Source organism: Streptomyces sp. SID14515, assembly GCF_010548505.1.
Lineage (GTDB): Bacteria > Actinomycetota > Actinomycetes > Streptomycetales > Streptomycetaceae > Streptomyces > Streptomyces caviscabies.
Genome location: NZ_JAAGMH010000097.1, coordinates 402,936 through 417,355, shown reverse-complemented (window position 1 = coordinate 417,355; position 14,420 = coordinate 402,936). Strand labels below are relative to the sequence as shown.

The following is a 14,420-nucleotide window of genomic DNA, read 5'->3' as shown; positions in this document are numbered from 1 at the left end:
CTAGTACTCCAGTCGTGCTTCTCCATTTGTCCTGGTCACAGGGCCTTTTCGAAGTCTAGTTGACTGACGCTCCATCAGGTGGGTACAGGTTCGTGACTCACCCGATCGGGGTGCGTGAGGCGTTGGTAGTGGCAGCGGCGGGCGATGGCCTGGTGCTGTCGACGCCAGTGGGACCAGTGGAGCCGACGGGTGGGCTGCCGGTGCCTGGCCGCGGAGGTACGGGCAAGGTCCAGGAGCCGTCGGATTTCTGCCACGGTGAGGGGAACGAGGCAGCTCGAACCGTTTCTGTGGCCCCCTTTTCGAGTGCGTGGGCGGTCATCGCCGTCAAGAAGGCGTGCGCGAGCATCGCCAAGGTGATGTGGCGGCACCAGCCGACGTAACGACGGACTTCGTACTGGTCCAGGCCGCACTCATTCTTCGCGGCCTGGAAGCACTCCTCGATGGCCCACCGGGTGCCGGCCACCCGAACCAAGTCGGCGACGGAGGCATCAGCCGGTGCGAAGGCCAGGTAGTACGCAATCTCCTCGGGACGCGCCAGGCTGCGGCGGGCCAGCACCCAGCGGAAATGGGTGGACTTCGCGCCGTCGATGGCGGCAGCTTGGCCGCCGCCCAGTCGTAGACGCGCGGCCCCTTCGCACCGTCACCGCAAGAGATCCGCTCCCATGCCTCAGCCGGGGCGCCGGTAAGAACATGGTCGATGCGCCAGCTGCCCACTGAGGACTTCACCTGCTGCGACTTGGGCACCGCCAGGACGTAGCTCACCCCTGCCTCCTCCAGCATGCGCCGGAAGCGCCACTCCTGCCCGTAGGCCGCGTCGGCGGTGATCGAGGCGATCGGCAGGGCTGAGTCCAGCGCCCGCTCGCGGGTCGGCGAGGTGCTGGGTCCGGTGGACGAAACCGCAGATCACGCACGGCCCGAACCGGTGCGGCCGGTGCAGGGGCAGGTGGCGGAGACATCGTCTGCGTCGACGGCGGCGAAGCCGAAGGCGCAGGTGCCAGTGTGGCGCGAGGGGCTGGACGCGTCGGCGCTGTCGGCAAACTACCAGCGCATCCTGCAAGCCCTCGCCGACCGGCATCGTCTTCATCAAGGGCCGCTGACCCGCCAGGAGATGGCCGTCTTGTTCGGCCTGGACGCGGTGCCGTCGAAGGTGGAGGCGTTGCGGTCGAAGGCGAAGCGCCTGGTCGCGCAGGGCTGGCTGGCCGAGCGTCAGCCGGGCCGGTTCACGCTCGCGCAGAGTGTGACCGGGCCAGGCGGCGGGTCATGATCATGGTCATCGACCAGTAGATCATCGCCTCGGCGCTGGTGGTGGATCGTTCGAAGTCGCGGACGAGGCGGCGGCTTCGCATCAGGTGGGCGAAGAGCCGCTCGACGATCCACCGCTTGGGCAGCACCACGAAGCCGCGTGTGTCGTCGCTGCGTTTGACGATCGCCAGGACAAGGGCGAACGCAGTCAGGCAGTGCTCGACGAGGCTGCCGGTGTAGCCCGTCGGCCCAGACAAGTTCCAACTGGTGGTGGGCGTCAGCCACCTGGGCGAGCAGTGCCTTCGCAGCGGCGCGGTCTCCGATGTCCGCCGCGGTGACCATGACGCCCAGCAGCAGGCCGAGGGTGTCGACGACGACGTGCCGCTTGCGGCCGTTGATCAGCTTGCCGCCGTCGAAGCCGCGGCTGTCGGCGCCGACGACGGCCTCGGCCGTGACGGACTGCGAGTCGATCACGCCGGCCGTCGGCTCCGCGTCCCGGCCCGCCTTCTGGCGGCCCCGGTCACGCAGCCGGTCGTGGAACTCCCTGACCAGCACGTGGTCGCGCCAGCGGCGGAAGAAGGCGTAGACCCGGTTCCACGGCGGGAAGTCGGACGGCATCGCCCGCCACTTGATCCCGTTGTCCACGAGATGCCGGATCGCGTCGAGTATCGCCCGATGGCAGTACGCCTCCGGCTGCCCGCCCCGGCCCCGCATCCAGCCCGGCACCGGCAGCAGCGGCCGGACCACAGCCCACTCCGCGTCCGCCATGTCCGAGGGATACCGCCGAACACGGTCCGGGTGATCGGCCGCGTTCCCGAACCGGTGAGCGACACAATCACACGGCAGAACAGCCGAGTTGAACTCCACCGGCGCGAGCACGTACAACTGCGGCAACAGGGTCTCCTGGATCTCGGTTCGCTTCGCAACCCCGAGCTACCAAAGGCCCTGCCTTCATGCCCACGACCGACCGCGATCACCCGATCGAGACTCCCGTTCGACACCCACCCCTCAAGATCGGAACGACAACAGCTACTCAGGCTGGTGTTGCCTCCGGTGGCCATAGCGGGAGCGGTCGCATTGATGCGTCCCCACTGCCCTGGGCCGGGTCGATGATCCAGCCCCATCGTGGCGCCAGCACCTCGTCCCCGGTCATGTGGTCACACGCTCCAGCAATGTGCGCCTTGCCGTTCTGCTTGATGAGGATGGCGTTGCCTGGGAACGTCCTCCACGCCTGGATACTTCGACGCTCGGTTGGACGGGCTTTGGGGGCGCTGCCGTCGGAGGGGCAGCTGCATCCCATGCCGATGACCAACTCACACCATTCACACCTGCTGCCATCCATGCGAACGAGTTTCCCATGGGAAGCAGACTGGGATTGCTGTGCTAGACCGGCGCCGGGTTTTCAGCCGCCGGTTACCGGTGCCTGAGAGCTGGCGTCGAAGAGTCCGGCTTCCGGTGTTCCGGGTCAGTCCCGGCAGGTTCAGGTGCCCCCTTTTTGGACAGCACGGATGGAGGTACGGCCGAGACCGACGGCCGGGCAAGGACTGCGGGCCTGCTTGAAAGGGCTCCAGGTGCACGACTGGGGCATCGGACGGCAGTATCGAACTTGTGTCGCTGGATCAGGTGGATGGGGTGGCGCCTCGGGCCGTGGCCGGTCTGCCGTCTGGGTGGTCGTCGATCCATGACAGGCCGCCGAGGTCGAGTTGGTGGCGGGCTCGGGTGACGGCGACGTAGGCGAGTCGCGCTTCGGCTTCGTCGATCGGGCCAGGCACAGGCCGCCCGTTGCCGTCCTTCTGGTCGGTGTCTCGGGGCGGGGTGAAGTCGTCTGCGATTTTGACGCTCGCCCATTCGCGGCCTTTGGCTTTGTGCGCGGTGGAGACGGTGACATGGGCGGTGTTCTCGTGCTCAAGTTGGTGAACGGCGTTGAGGATGGCGTCGGTTCCGTGGGTGTCGATGAGGTCTACGAGTGGTTGGAGGTCCCCTCCGGCAGGGTCGTTTGCTGCGTAGTCCTGCAGGTCACCCCAGGTGGGGAAGAGCAGCAGTTCCGGGTGAAAGGTGCGCCGTCCGGCCCTAAGGTCGTCGGCAGCCCGGGCGAGTGCTCGCAGGGATTCGCCTCCTCCGGTCAGTGCTACACGGTGGTCGGCGTCTAGGAGTTGCATGGCCTCGCGCATGGCGCCGACGTTGGTGCGGCACAGGATGGCGTCAGGCTGGTCGACCGGGCCGAGAGTGGTGGGAATCGCTTTTGTGCCCGCGAGACGAAGGGGCGCGGCGGCGATGGAGAGCCAGCGGTTGGCCTCGGCGGCGAGACCGGGGCCGAAGCGGAAGGACCGGGACAGGGTGAGCTCGGTTCCGCGGAAGGCGGTCATGATGTCGCGGGCGCCGCGCCATTGGTAGATGGCCTGGGCGGAGTCGCCGACCATGACGAGCTGGGCGTGGTCGCGCTGGGCGTTGAAGACCTGTTCGACGACGGGGTTGGTGTCCTGGGCTTCGTCGAGGAGGAGGAAGTCCGCGGGAATGCTTGGGGCGGTCAGTGCCCAGATCTTGAGGTAGTGGTCATGGTCGAAGCGGACGGCACCGGCGTCGGGGTTTTGCAGGTCGGCCCATGCTGTGCGGGCGAAGGGCAGGACCAGTGCGGTGAGTTCACGGTGGTGGCCGGCGTCTTCGAGGTTGCGCAGTCTGGGGACGTGGTGGTCGGTGAGGACGGGGTCCGCGGAGTGGCAGAAGCGGGTGATGGTGCGCAGGGTCGCGTAGGACAGGGCGCGGGGTGAGAGGTCTCGGTCGCCGATACGGATGGCCTTGGTGATGCCGAGGTGGTGGCCGGTTTTCCAGCTGGGCTGGCGGGGGCTGTTGAGGCGGGCGCGGTAGCGGTGGCCGACGGCGGCATAGGCGAGAGCGTGTGCTGTTTTGCAGGTGACGGTGGAGGGGAAGCGGGTGGCGGCGTCTTGGGCGATGGCTTTGTTGTAGGCGATGTAGCGGCCGTGGCGTCTGGTGCCGTGGGCGAGGAGCGCGAGGGTGCTGGTCTTACCGGTGCCTGCCCCTGCTTGGAGGGCGAGGTGGTCGCCGGCATGGAAGCGGTCAGCGGCGGCGGTCTGTTCGTCGGTCGGGGTGGGCACCTGGGGTCTCCGTGGGTTGGGGCGACTGCGCCGGGGGCTGGTGGGATGGCGGGCGTTGCCGGGGACGTGTAACGGGCCGGGCGTTATGTCCCTTGGTGCTGCGTGCGTGTGCTGGGGAGGCGTGGATGGATGTGCTGGTGGTGAAGCGGCGGGTCGAAGAGTTCCCACTCGGTGAGGGCGAGATCGGCAGCTGAGGAGACGGCGTGGCCGGGGCAGTGCTGGTGACGCCATCGCAGCTGCTCGGTATAGGGGAGGTGCGTCAGGTCGTAGACGGCCATCCTGCCCACGGGGAGAGAAAGAGAAGGGGGGCGGCGGCCGAGGAGGGTGGTATGGGCCAGGGTCCAGGTGCCGGGTGGGGCGTGGTCGTCGAGGACGGGGCGTGTGCAGCGGTGCCGCTGGCGGGTCTGGGCTACGCATTGGATGGCGTCGACCGGGTGGCTGGCGATGTAGCGGACGCTGAGAAGCTCAGCGATGGGCCGGGCCGGTCGGCAGGATTCGGTGACCTCGGGTGCAGGTGGAGTGGCCCGTGTGGTGAGGGCGCCGTTGATCAGGCGGCGGGTATGCAGGGCGAGGTGGCGGCGCAGCGCGGTGAGCTGTGGAGTGAGGGCTGCGGGAGCGCTGCGTGCGGGGCACAGGGCGGCGTGCGGGATGCGGCACCAGGGGGTGCCGTCGTGGGCGGGGTGGGCGATGCCGGAGCTGACGTGCCAGCGGCTGACGGCAGGGACAGCAGCGGCGGGGAGTTCTCGGGGGTGGAGCCCCACGGCTCGGTCGTCGGCGTCCGTGCGGGGGTGCCAGTCGACGCGGTTGCCGCAGTCAGGGCAGCGGCCGGACTGCGCGCTGCGGACGAGACGGGTGGGGCCGTCGGGGGCGACGCGCAGGGACCGTGAGCGTGGGGTGCGGGCAGGGGTGCCGTCCCACCGGCGAGGGGATGAGGCGTTGGCGGAGCACATGGCGGTGAAGATGACAGGTGACACACCGGTAGGGCGGGGAGCGTGCCGGTGTGTCCTGCGGACGGCCCAACGGAAGGGAACCTGTGTGCGCTCTCTCGCCCAGGAGTGCCTTTCGGTGACTGGATCGGGTGATCTCCCGGGCCACTACACCGGGCGGTCAGGGGGCGGGGTCGGCCGGTGGTTCGTGGCCTTCGCAGAGGCGGGCGAAGAGGTGGTCGACGGGGACGTCGAGGGCGTGGGCGATGGCGTGCCAGGTCTTGAGCGATCCGATGGTGCGGCCCTGCTCGATCTCGATGAGGGTGCGCCTGGCCAGGCCGGTTCGGTGGGCGAGCTCGTCGTAGGTCCAGCCGCGTTCGCTCCTCAGCCGTGCCAGCTCCAGGCGGAGAGCGGTGAGGTTCGGGTCGGGCGGGAAGATCGTCACCCCACCATCCGAAGGTGCAGACACCTGCCCTGTCAGTGCAGACCTCTGCCCTATTTCCGCAGGTCGCCGCACCCCCACACAGGGCAGAGGTCTGCACTACGGTGTGCTGCCGCCCCACTCCCCCAGCCCACTGCACCAGCAGATCAAGCTCGCCGAGGACCAGGAGAAAGACAGATCAGATGAGGCTCTGCACGACGCACCCGGTGGTGCGACGCATCTGGACCGTGGAGCTGCGCCCTGAACACGGAGGGACCACGCTGAGCTGCCTGCAGTGCTCGCCCTCCGCTCCGACCATGCGGACCGCGCCGTCCCAGGCACTGACCCACCTGGCCGCTCACGCCCGCCATGACTTCCTGCCCAGGCACCTTCGGACCTGCCAGTGCCGCTCGCAAGGCTGCCGGTGGCACCCACGCCACCGCGGCTGCGCCGGGCCCGTCCTGCTCGTCCTCACCCGCGAGCGCGGCGGCCGACTCTGGCGGCTCGCCGACACCTGCGCCGCATGCGCGGCAGCCACTGACCATGCCGCAGTCGTGCCCGACACCGTCCTCGCCACGGCCTCTCCGGCAGCGTCGGTGAAACGGATCCGGCAACGGCAGCGCAGGAGAGCTCCACACGGCCTCTCGGAGCAGGTACGCGTGCGGGAGATGCTCAGCTATCTGGCTGCTGCTCTTCCCGCCCGGACCAGTGCGCCTGCTCGCCTGCTGGCCTTGCAGTGCGCCCTGCGTTCCACCACCGCCGGGAAGGTGAACATCCCCACCGGGTTGCTCCGCGGCATGCGGATTGCTTCGGAGCCTTCCCCGTTCACTGAACTGGAGGCTGCCGGCTGGCTGCGCCCCCCTACCGGTCCGACGCACGCAGGCGTCTCGATGGAACTCCTGGACACCGCTGTGCGGATGCAGGCACCGGCTCGAGCAGACCGTGCCCGGGCGGCCAACTGGATCCTGCGCATCTGCCAGATGAGCGAGATCCGCCAACTAGGAGCAACCCCGCGTCTGCTGGCACTGGCGCTTGCCGCACACCCCCCGGACGAAACAGGCACGCCAGCAGCCGAGCAGGAAGTCCTCGCGCGCATGTGCGGCATCCCGCTCCAACAGCTCACCCCCTTGCTCAACATGCTCGTCACCACGCGCTTCCTGCTCTCCTGGGCGCACGGCGCTGTCCCCGAAGACCTGCACTGGGAGCTCGCCCGGCACACCCACCTCACCGGCAGCTTCTCAGGCCTTGAGTCCGACCGTGTGACCTGACGTACCGGCCCGGCTGAAGACCCTGACGCAGAGTGATCCCCACAATCTTCCGCTCGGCCCACAGACGGCCTTGGCTCCACTCCTTCCAGCACCGCTTACCTGCGCGGCCTATCCCCGGACTCTGCTCCGCGGACTTCCTTTCCTGCCTGACTCCGGCCGGGGCTCGGGTTCTGGCCGGACCGCTGAGAAATCACAGCCCTGGATGTCACAGCACGACCGGCCGCCAGCACTAGTTAACGTGGCGCCCGCCCGGGCGCCACCAATGCTCGAAGAGGCAGGAGCCCAAGGGTGGATCCGGTGTTGATCACGAGCGTAGCGATCGTGTTTCTGGGTGCTGTGAGCAGTACCCTGCGGTTCGCTCGAAAGCGGCTGAAGCATGAAGTAGGGCTTCATGTGTCCAGGCTCCTCGCCGAACACGCTCACAACAGCCTCAGTTCCCCCTCGGCTCGCTGCGGCTCAGGCTGCCTTGCGGAGGTCGGGGTGAGCCGTCATGGAGGACGCGGCTGAACTTCGGGTGAGTGATCGGCTTGACCGGTTCTCCCCGGCGGACGACCTGCAGGGGAGAGATCTTGCTGAGGATCTTCACCATGCCGAGTTCCCCGGCCTTGTTCGCTTCCTGCTGCTGCACGGGGCGTCCTGGAGCGAAGCCCAGGACGCCCCGTGCAGGATGCCTTCACACAGATGTGCCGGCCAGGGACGAGCATTCGCTACCCCAAGGCGTGGCTGCGCACGGTGGCTTGGCGCTCCTGGTTACGTCAGCAGGTGCGGGAAGAACCTTGCGAGGAGGTTCCGGACCGGCCGACTGCTCATTGGGATTCGCCCGCGCATGCCGTGGAACTCGGCGTCGAAGAACGGCGTGTGATCGAAATGCTGCTGTCGTTGCCGTCCAAACAACGTGCGGCGTTGGCCTGGACCCTGGACGGATTCACCACACAGGAAAGCGCCGCTGCGATGGGTATCTCGCCCGAGGCCGCCCGGCAGAACCTCTCCCGGGCGCGGGCGACGCTCAAGACCCGGCTGGGACTCGAAGGATCGGGCTACGAGGCTGCAGAGGAGGATCGATGAGCCGCGACAGGGCGTCCGAACAGCTTGAGGTTTTGCTGGCACGAGCGCACAAGCAACTGGGGATCGCCGTGTACGACGGTCTGATGAGCAGCGGCGGACCGCCGGAACTGCGGGATCCGGATCAGACGCTGGGGCGTCTGCTCGCGGCGGCACATCGCCAGGCGGGGGATGCGGTTGTGGGGCGTCTGGCCCGGACGGGACGCAGAGCGCCTCGTGAGCGTGCCGTGGCCGACCGGGAACGGCCTTCCGAGGGTCTCTTGATGCGGCGCCCTGCGTTCGTGCGGCTCAAGTACCGTGAACAGGCCTTGAACTGTGCCAGGCGGTACTGGCCTCTGGATGCCGTTCGGGTCATCCGGGATGCGGTGGACACGGTGCAGCAGCTCATCGCCGATCTGGAGGAGGAAATACTTCCGGACACCGCCCGTGACCAGCTCCTGCGGGTGAGCAGCGGCATGGGAGGGGTGCTCGCTCTTCCGCAGCCGGACCATCTACCCCAGCCGGCTCTGGGCGGATTCGACTACATGGAGGAAGTGGAGGACTTCCTGGCCACGTGCACGTTGCGGCTCGTGGCAGAGACCCGCCGCTCGAAGCAGTTGCTCGACAACGAGCTCCTTCTTCACTTCCGCTGGCCGGAGATGTCCTGGCTCGGCGCGCTCGAGGTATCGCAGGACCTGGCCGACGACCTCGACCTGGCCTACCGAGAGGCGCTGGCACTGTCCACGGCAGTGACGGCCGTGAAAGAAGCCAGCACCGACTTCCGGGGGGCCGACCTCCAATCGGTGGAACTGAATGGAGTCGATCTCGAAGGCATCCGGTGGGACACGACGACCAACTGGCCCCCGGAGTGGAAGGAACGTATCTGGAGGACCTCGCTGGCCGCCAGCACGGGACACGGGGAACTGGTCGTCGGCGCGGAACCCCGCGACAGCACCGTCCCGGTGGACATCTGAAAAGGCGCAGCGGCAGCTGAACGAAGCAGGGCTGGTCAATCCCCAGAATCCCTGGGCCGCAGGCGGTGCTGCGGGGAGATGAGGACCGGCGTGTATCTCGCGTGCAGAGACGTGCGCTTGCCACTTCCCGAGATAGGGCTGGTACACCGTCAGGTGCGGACAGTGCGCAGCTCTTGGCCCTAACGAGGGGGCGGGGAGTAAGTCGACTCGAAGGGTACCGGTACAGCACCAGCGGAACGGGAGCGCCGGAGAAGGCGCGCCTCCTCGAACGCTCCCGTCCGCGGATAGGTCAGGCGGCCGGGGTGTAACGGACGATGGTTTCCTCGCACGGGCCTTCGGCATAGGTCTTCAGGGCTTCGAGCTCGCGGTCGTTCGCGGTGAGCTGCCAGCGGAGCTTGGTCGCCACCCACTCCCCCACATACCGGCACTGTGCCTCCGGGGAAGGCGGCATCCAGTCCGCCGGATCCTGATCCGACTTCTGCCGGTTACTGCGCGCCGTCACCGCAACCAGGGAGACCTCCGCGCCCTGGTCGTTCGCGTACGCCTCCCGCCGTTCCGCCGTCCAGGTGGAGGCACCGGAGTCCCAGGCTTCGGCGAGCGGAACCATGTGGTCGATGTCCAAGGACCCGGCGCTGGTGACCTCCTGGCCGTCGTAGTAGCTCACCCACGTGCCGCCGGCCAGCTTGCAGCCGGCCTCCACTGTCGGCGCGACGACCGCCTCGGCGATGAGAACCTCGGCGCGGGTGTTACACCCGTCGCCCGCGTCGTCGCCGGTGTTCCAGTGCTTGAACTTGGTGCGGGTGTAGCCGGTGCGGTCCTCCTCGGTGACCTTTACCAGGCCGACCGCGTCGGCAAGCGTCGTCACCTCCGCCGCCGGAGCGGCCTGCGCGGCAGGAGCGGAGAGAAGGGGGATGAGGGCAAGGGAGAGTGCGCCGAAGCCGCGCACGAAGTTCTTGATCACCACCGTGTTGTACCGGCCGCACCCCACCCAAGGTGAGGCCCTGCCCTTAGTGCTCACCCGCCCGGGGGAAGAGGTTCACCGCAGGAACGCTTCCGCATCCGGATATCGCGATGTGCGGGCGGGGCTGACAGCTCAAGGTATCGGCGTCCACAAGGTCACCGAACGCGGCCTGTCGGTCAGCCTCGTGCTCTGCTGACTGAGGGCTGGCGTCGAACTGAAATTCCAGAGAACCGGTTCTTGCTGCAGGTTCCCTGTCCCCGATCAGTCCCGATCAACTCAAGACAGGTTATGCAGTAATTCGCGCATCGAAGGGCCCCTTTTGACAGCCCACTTGGCAACGGAGTGCCAGAATCGAATCGGTGAGCGTTTCTCGACTTGGGGGCGGGTAGATATATCGGATTACGGCATGAGTGCGTGGCGCTTGAGGCTTCGGCCGAGCTAGTGTCGCGGTCAGGAGGGGGCCTGGGCCCGGCCGCAAACCTAGGAACCAAGCCCCCTACCGCATTCGTTCAGTTACGAGTTCCCTTGGAGGAATCTCATGCCTTCTCGATATGCGTTCCGTGGCGCCGTGGCGTCTCGGGGTGGTGCTAACGGTAGCGGCGGTGGGGCGGGTTTCGCGCGGCTCCGTGCCTGCGTTGTCACGCTGAATCTTGGAGGAGTCCTGGCTCTGGCCGCTCTTCTTTTCGGTCCGGCCGAGGAGACCTGGGCGGCAGCGTATGCGCTGGGAGGGTCCGGAGTGATCGCCTGGGCGTGCCGTGATTCCCGATTCTGCTGGCTGTGGGCCCGCGCCGACTGAAGGCCGCACGGCCTGGATGCGGCAGCTCTGCTGCCATGTGGGCGGGTGTCCCGGCCGGCGCCGCGAAAGGTGCCCCTCAGGGAGGGGAGTAATTGAGTCCGGCAGGTCTTCAGCAGGGATGCCGGTGGCGGCTATCAGCGCGAAGGAGGATGTGGTGACGAAGGATGCTGCGGGTCGTGTCTGTGGTTTCTGTGGGGCGCCGCTTCCTGCCGTCAGCGGCCCGGGGCGGCGCCGTTCCTACTGTGACGAGGGGCATCGGCGCCAGGCGCAGAGGCTGCGGGAACGGGAGAGGCCGGCCGTCGGTCACGGCGGGAGGTCTCCGGGGCATGAGATCGCTGCTGAGGCTCACCGGCTGGCCGGCCTTCTGCTGGAGGCGGCGTACGCGGGTGAAGGCCTGGCGGAGCTGGTGCAGCGTGCCCGGGCTGTCCAGCAGGAGGTCGACTTCTTCCTGGCGGCCGAGGTCGGTGCGGATCGTGATCGGGGTGCTAGGTGGGAGGACATTGCCAAGGCGGTGAATGTCACTGCTGAGACAGCCCGGAACAAATGGAGTCAGGACCGGGTGCGCCGACTGCTGGACCATCGTGCGGTCGCTCAGAGAGCCGCGCCGCTTCCCTCTCCTCGGTCTGCTGTGTTCCCGCTCCAGCAGACCGAGGAGCAGGAGCCGTTGAGGCCGATGGCGGTCACCGCGCGTCAGCGGCTGGCGGCAGCCCTGTCCTACCTGCAGCGGAAGAGCGGCTTGAGTATTCGTGTGATCGCTGATCGCACGATGCTGTCCCCTTCGTTCATCTCCAGGATCCTGTCGGGGGAACGGACTCCGTCATGGGATCTGGTGTGTCATCTGTGCAGCATCCTGGGCCATGAACCTGGGGAGTTCAGGCTGTTGTGCGAGGCGGCCCACGGGGTCGAGCAGCCTCCTCGGCAGACGGTTACGGAGTGCATCGCTTCGTTGAAGGCTGCGTTGCGGGGGCTGCACTTGGCTGTTGCACGGCCCACCGCTGAGGAGATTCACCGGCGTACTCACGGCAGGGTGCCGGTGCAGGTCATTGCGCAGGTTCTGCGAGGGGACGCGGTTCCGGAGTGGGAGGTTGTGGGGGCGTTGGTCACTGCGTTGGGTGGGCAGGCCGCGGATTTCAAACCGCTGTGGGAGGCGATCCACTACAGCTTCCTGATGACGGATGACCCCTGTGTCAGTGATCTGGTCAACGAGACGACCGGCTGAGCGCGGGAACGGTCCAGGATGATGACGCCTCAGCGGCCGGCAGTAGCCTCAGCCCCTCCCTCTGTGTACGAGACCGGTGGTGACCGCACTGCGGTGATCGCGTTCCGTGCCTTCCGCGACATGTACAGGGCGGGCTACGTCGCCTATGCCGTGGCGCGGCTGGGCACGCACGAGCTGGCGGAGCAGGTGGTGGAGGACTCCCTCACCGCGCTCGCGGTCCGCTGGTCTGCCACGCTGGGCTGTTCCCACCCCGCTGCGATGGCCTGGCGTCTGCTGTCCGCCTGTGTGGACGACGCGGAAGGAGCACCGCTCCCCTGCCCCGGGGACCGGATATGCGGCAGCGACGCCCACGTGCTGCGGGACCACCTCAGGATGGATATCGGCCGGGCTTCCGACCTCATGGGGCTGACGCGTGGCGAATTCCTCGTCGCGCTGAACTCGGCCGACCGCCCGACGGATGCTTGCTGCGGGAACCAACAACCCTGCGACGCCGCCTGAGACGGGCATGGTGCGGCTGCTTTCAGCCGATCGTGGTCTCGTGCGCATTCTGAAATTTCACTACGCTGTCTCTCTTCCGGTGCGGGGCCGATCCGGCCACGCCACGAATTCTTCCGGGGGGACGCGATGACGGCCGATGATCAGCTTCCGTACGGTGTGGACGTCAGGACTCCGAGCGTCGCGCGGATGTACGACCATCTCCTGGACGGCAAGGACAATTTCGCCGCCGACCGTGCGGCATGCGATCACCTCTTACAGCAGGTCCCGAGCATGAAGGACCTCGCCCTGAACAACCGGGCCTTTCTTCAGCGGGTCGTAGGAACCCTTGCCCGGGAGTACGGCATCCGTCAGTTCATCGATCATGGGTCAGGGCTGCCGACGCAGGACAACGTTCACCAGATCGCGCAGCGCGTCGACGCTGCCTCCCGGGTCGTGTACGTGGACAGCGATCCGATCGTGCGCAGTGTGGGCGGGGCGCTTCTGGAGACCGATGACCGGACCGCGGTTCTGCAGGCGGACATGCGCGACACCCAGGAGATCTTCGACAGTGAGCCGGTGCGGCGGCTGATCGACTTCCGGGAGCCGGTCGCTGCGCTGTTCGTTTCGGTTCTGCACTGCATTCCGGATGCGGACCGGCCTGTTGACCTCATCCGCAGGGTCCGGAGCCGGCTGGCCAGTGGCAGTGTCATGGTCGTCTGTCAGCTGGTCAGCGAGAGCGAGCAGGTCCGTGACGAGGTGTCTGCGTTCATGGACCGCGAGACCCGGGGGCACTGGGGCCGGGTGCGCACCCGGGCTGACGTCGAGAGCTACTTCGAGGACAACGGGCTGTCGGTTGTCGAGCCAGGCCTTGTGGAGGTCTCCCGGTGGCGCCCTGCCGAGGTGCCTGTCGCTCCGCCCCAGCAGAGTTTTGAGTGGGAGGAGTTCGGCGGGGCCGGCATGGTTCCCTGAACCGGCCCCGGCGGCGTCATTGGCGGCCGGTGTCCAGCTCGTCGAGCCGGTCCTCCAGCTGGGTCAGGGTGAGGGCTGCGGGGTTGGCCATCCCGGACAGCGTGGTGATACGCGACAGGTAGCGTTCCGCCTCTCCCTCGCCCTCGACGCAGCGGGCGCCTTCGCTCTGCTCGAGGTAGACGAAGTCGGACAGCAGGGCGTCGGCGAACCGCAGATGAACGATCGGATGCCCTACAGCGCCGGTCATCCCCATCGACAGCGGAGCGATGTGCAGGCTGATTCGGTGCCGCAGGTCGCTCTTGAGGAGCTGGATCAGGTGCTGGATCTGCCGGTACAGCACGCCGGGGCTGCCCACTGGGCGGCGCAGCACGTCTTCATCCATGATCGCGACCATGGCCGGCGGGTCCTGGTCCCGGTGGAACATGGTCAGGCGGTTGGTCCGGGCCCGTGCGCGGGCTTCGACGTCAGCCTGCGGCAGGTCGGGGAAGCCCGCGCGGATGACGAGCTGGGCGTATTCGGAGGTCTGCAGCCAGCCGGGGACGAGCTGTGGTTCGTAGGCCATGATCCGCTGGGCGGCCGGTTCGAGAGCGAGCAGCGGCTGCACCCAGCGGGCGATGGAGTTGCCGTACGCCTCCCAGGCGTCCGGCTCCTCGCCCTGAGCCGCAATCAACTGTGCGTGGGAGAGCTCCTGGTGGTCGGTAACTCCGCACAGGCGCAGCAGGGCGGTGGCGTGCTGGCCGGCGCTCTCGGTGCGTTCGCCCTTCTCCAGCCGGCTCACGGTCGGCCCGGAGGTGCCGATGTGGCGGGCCGCGGCTTTCCCGGTCATCCCGATGCCGGTGCGGCAGCGTCGCAGGTGCTCGCCGAGGGCTCTGCGGTGGGCTGCCGCACCGAGGTGCGGCCGGGGCGCGAAACCGCGTATAGAGCGGTTTTCCCCGTGCTGGCCAGTCATTTGCGAATACCTCCCCTGAGCCCCCTTGTCCGGGTCGCCAGTATGTCAGCCTGACATAGAGGAA

At 67.7% G+C, this 14,420-nt stretch carries 15 protein-coding genes; 7 read left to right on the top strand and 8 right to left on the bottom strand.

The window, feature by feature from the left end; genetic code table 11:
• Window positions 1–97: 97 nt before the first annotated feature.
• Complete coding sequence (locus G3I54_RS39650; RefSeq protein WP_239144188.1) at window positions 98–556, bottom strand: hypothetical protein; 459 nt, start codon at window positions 554–556, stop codon at window positions 98–100.
• A 264-nt stretch (window positions 557–820) separates the two neighbouring features.
• Here G3I54_RS39650 and G3I54_RS21985 point away from each other — a divergent pair, with 264 nt between their 5' ends.
• Window positions 821–1,264: a hypothetical protein gene (locus G3I54_RS21985; RefSeq protein ID WP_343240385.1), complete on the top strand. Its 444-nt coding sequence runs from the start codon at window positions 821–823 to the stop codon at window positions 1,262–1,264.
• Here the strand turns inward: G3I54_RS21985 and G3I54_RS40165 are convergent.
• The 4 genes from G3I54_RS40165 to G3I54_RS21965 form a co-directional block, all read right to left on the bottom strand.
• Window positions 1,207–2,136, bottom strand: coding sequence for an IS5 family transposase (locus G3I54_RS40165; RefSeq protein WP_343240384.1), 930 nt, complete (start codon window positions 2,134–2,136; stop codon window positions 1,207–1,209). The two genes, G3I54_RS21985 and G3I54_RS40165, sit on opposite strands and share 58 nt — an antisense overlap.
• Window positions 2,137–2,861: 725 nt before the next feature.
• On the bottom strand, window positions 2,862–4,355 hold the full coding sequence (locus tag G3I54_RS21975; RefSeq protein ID WP_164616570.1) for a UvrD-helicase domain-containing protein: 1,494 nt from the start codon (window positions 4,353–4,355) through the stop codon (window positions 2,862–2,864).
• Between the two features lie 83 nt (window positions 4,356–4,438).
• A complete protein-coding gene (locus G3I54_RS21970; RefSeq protein WP_343240383.1) occupies window positions 4,439–5,329 on the bottom strand; it encodes a DUF6083 domain-containing protein in 891 nt (296 codons plus the stop codon).
• 133 nt (window positions 5,330–5,462) lie between these two features.
• Window positions 5,463–5,726: a helix-turn-helix transcriptional regulator gene (locus G3I54_RS21965; protein WP_164616569.1), complete on the bottom strand. Its 264-nt coding sequence runs from the start codon at window positions 5,724–5,726 to the stop codon at window positions 5,463–5,465.
• A gap of 530 nt (window positions 5,727–6,256) precedes the next feature.
• On the opposite strand from G3I54_RS21965, the gene G3I54_RS21960 reads away from it, so the two are divergent.
• The gene (locus tag G3I54_RS21960; RefSeq protein WP_239144475.1) at window positions 6,257–6,970 is read left to right on the top strand and encodes a hypothetical protein; all 714 of its coding nucleotides are present in this window, start codon (window positions 6,257–6,259) and stop codon (window positions 6,968–6,970) included.
• 430 nt (window positions 6,971–7,400) lie between these two features.
• Here G3I54_RS21960 and G3I54_RS39635 read toward each other — a convergent pair whose 3' ends face one another.
• Window positions 7,401–7,598, bottom strand: a complete 198-nt coding sequence (locus G3I54_RS39635) for a hypothetical protein (RefSeq protein ID WP_239144474.1) — start codon at window positions 7,596–7,598, stop codon at window positions 7,401–7,403.
• Window positions 7,599–7,630: 32 nt separating this feature from the next.
• Between G3I54_RS39635 and G3I54_RS40160 the strand changes: the two genes are divergently transcribed.
• Both G3I54_RS40160 and G3I54_RS21950 read left to right on the top strand, forming a co-directional pair.
• Window positions 7,631–8,035, top strand: coding sequence for a sigma-70 family RNA polymerase sigma factor (locus tag G3I54_RS40160; protein WP_343240382.1), 405 nt, complete (start codon window positions 7,631–7,633; stop codon window positions 8,033–8,035).
• Window positions 8,032–8,985 carry a hypothetical protein gene (locus G3I54_RS21950; RefSeq protein ID WP_164616567.1) on the top strand — a complete coding sequence of 318 codons (954 nt, stop codon included), beginning with the start codon at window positions 8,032–8,034 and terminating at the stop codon, window positions 8,983–8,985. The genes G3I54_RS40160 and G3I54_RS21950 overlap by 4 nt, the downstream gene beginning before the upstream one ends.
• A gap of 289 nt (window positions 8,986–9,274) precedes the next feature.
• Here G3I54_RS21950 and G3I54_RS21945 read toward each other — a convergent pair whose 3' ends face one another.
• Complete coding sequence (locus G3I54_RS21945) at window positions 9,275–9,946, bottom strand: HNH endonuclease family protein (RefSeq protein WP_164616566.1); 672 nt, start codon at window positions 9,944–9,946, stop codon at window positions 9,275–9,277.
• Between the two features lie 950 nt (window positions 9,947–10,896).
• Between G3I54_RS21945 and G3I54_RS40155 the strand changes: the two genes are divergently transcribed.
• The 3 genes from G3I54_RS40155 to G3I54_RS21930 all read left to right on the top strand — a co-directional run bounded on the left by G3I54_RS40155 (window position 10,897) and on the right by G3I54_RS21930 (window position 13,407).
• Window positions 10,897–11,961: a helix-turn-helix transcriptional regulator gene (locus tag G3I54_RS40155; protein WP_164616565.1), complete on the top strand. Its 1,065-nt coding sequence runs from the start codon at window positions 10,897–10,899 to the stop codon at window positions 11,959–11,961.
• A gap of 63 nt (window positions 11,962–12,024) precedes the next feature.
• Complete coding sequence (locus tag G3I54_RS21935) at window positions 12,025–12,459, top strand: hypothetical protein (protein WP_164616564.1); 435 nt, start codon at window positions 12,025–12,027, stop codon at window positions 12,457–12,459.
• 126 nt (window positions 12,460–12,585) lie between these two features.
• On the top strand, window positions 12,586–13,407 hold the full coding sequence (locus tag G3I54_RS21930) for an SAM-dependent methyltransferase (protein ID WP_164616563.1): 822 nt from the start codon (window positions 12,586–12,588) through the stop codon (window positions 13,405–13,407).
• Between the two features lie 16 nt (window positions 13,408–13,423).
• Here G3I54_RS21930 and G3I54_RS21925 read toward each other — a convergent pair whose 3' ends face one another.
• The gene (locus tag G3I54_RS21925; protein WP_164616562.1) at window positions 13,424–14,356 is read right to left on the bottom strand and encodes a helix-turn-helix transcriptional regulator; all 933 of its coding nucleotides are present in this window, start codon (window positions 14,354–14,356) and stop codon (window positions 13,424–13,426) included.
• Window positions 14,357–14,420: the final 64 nt, after the last annotated feature.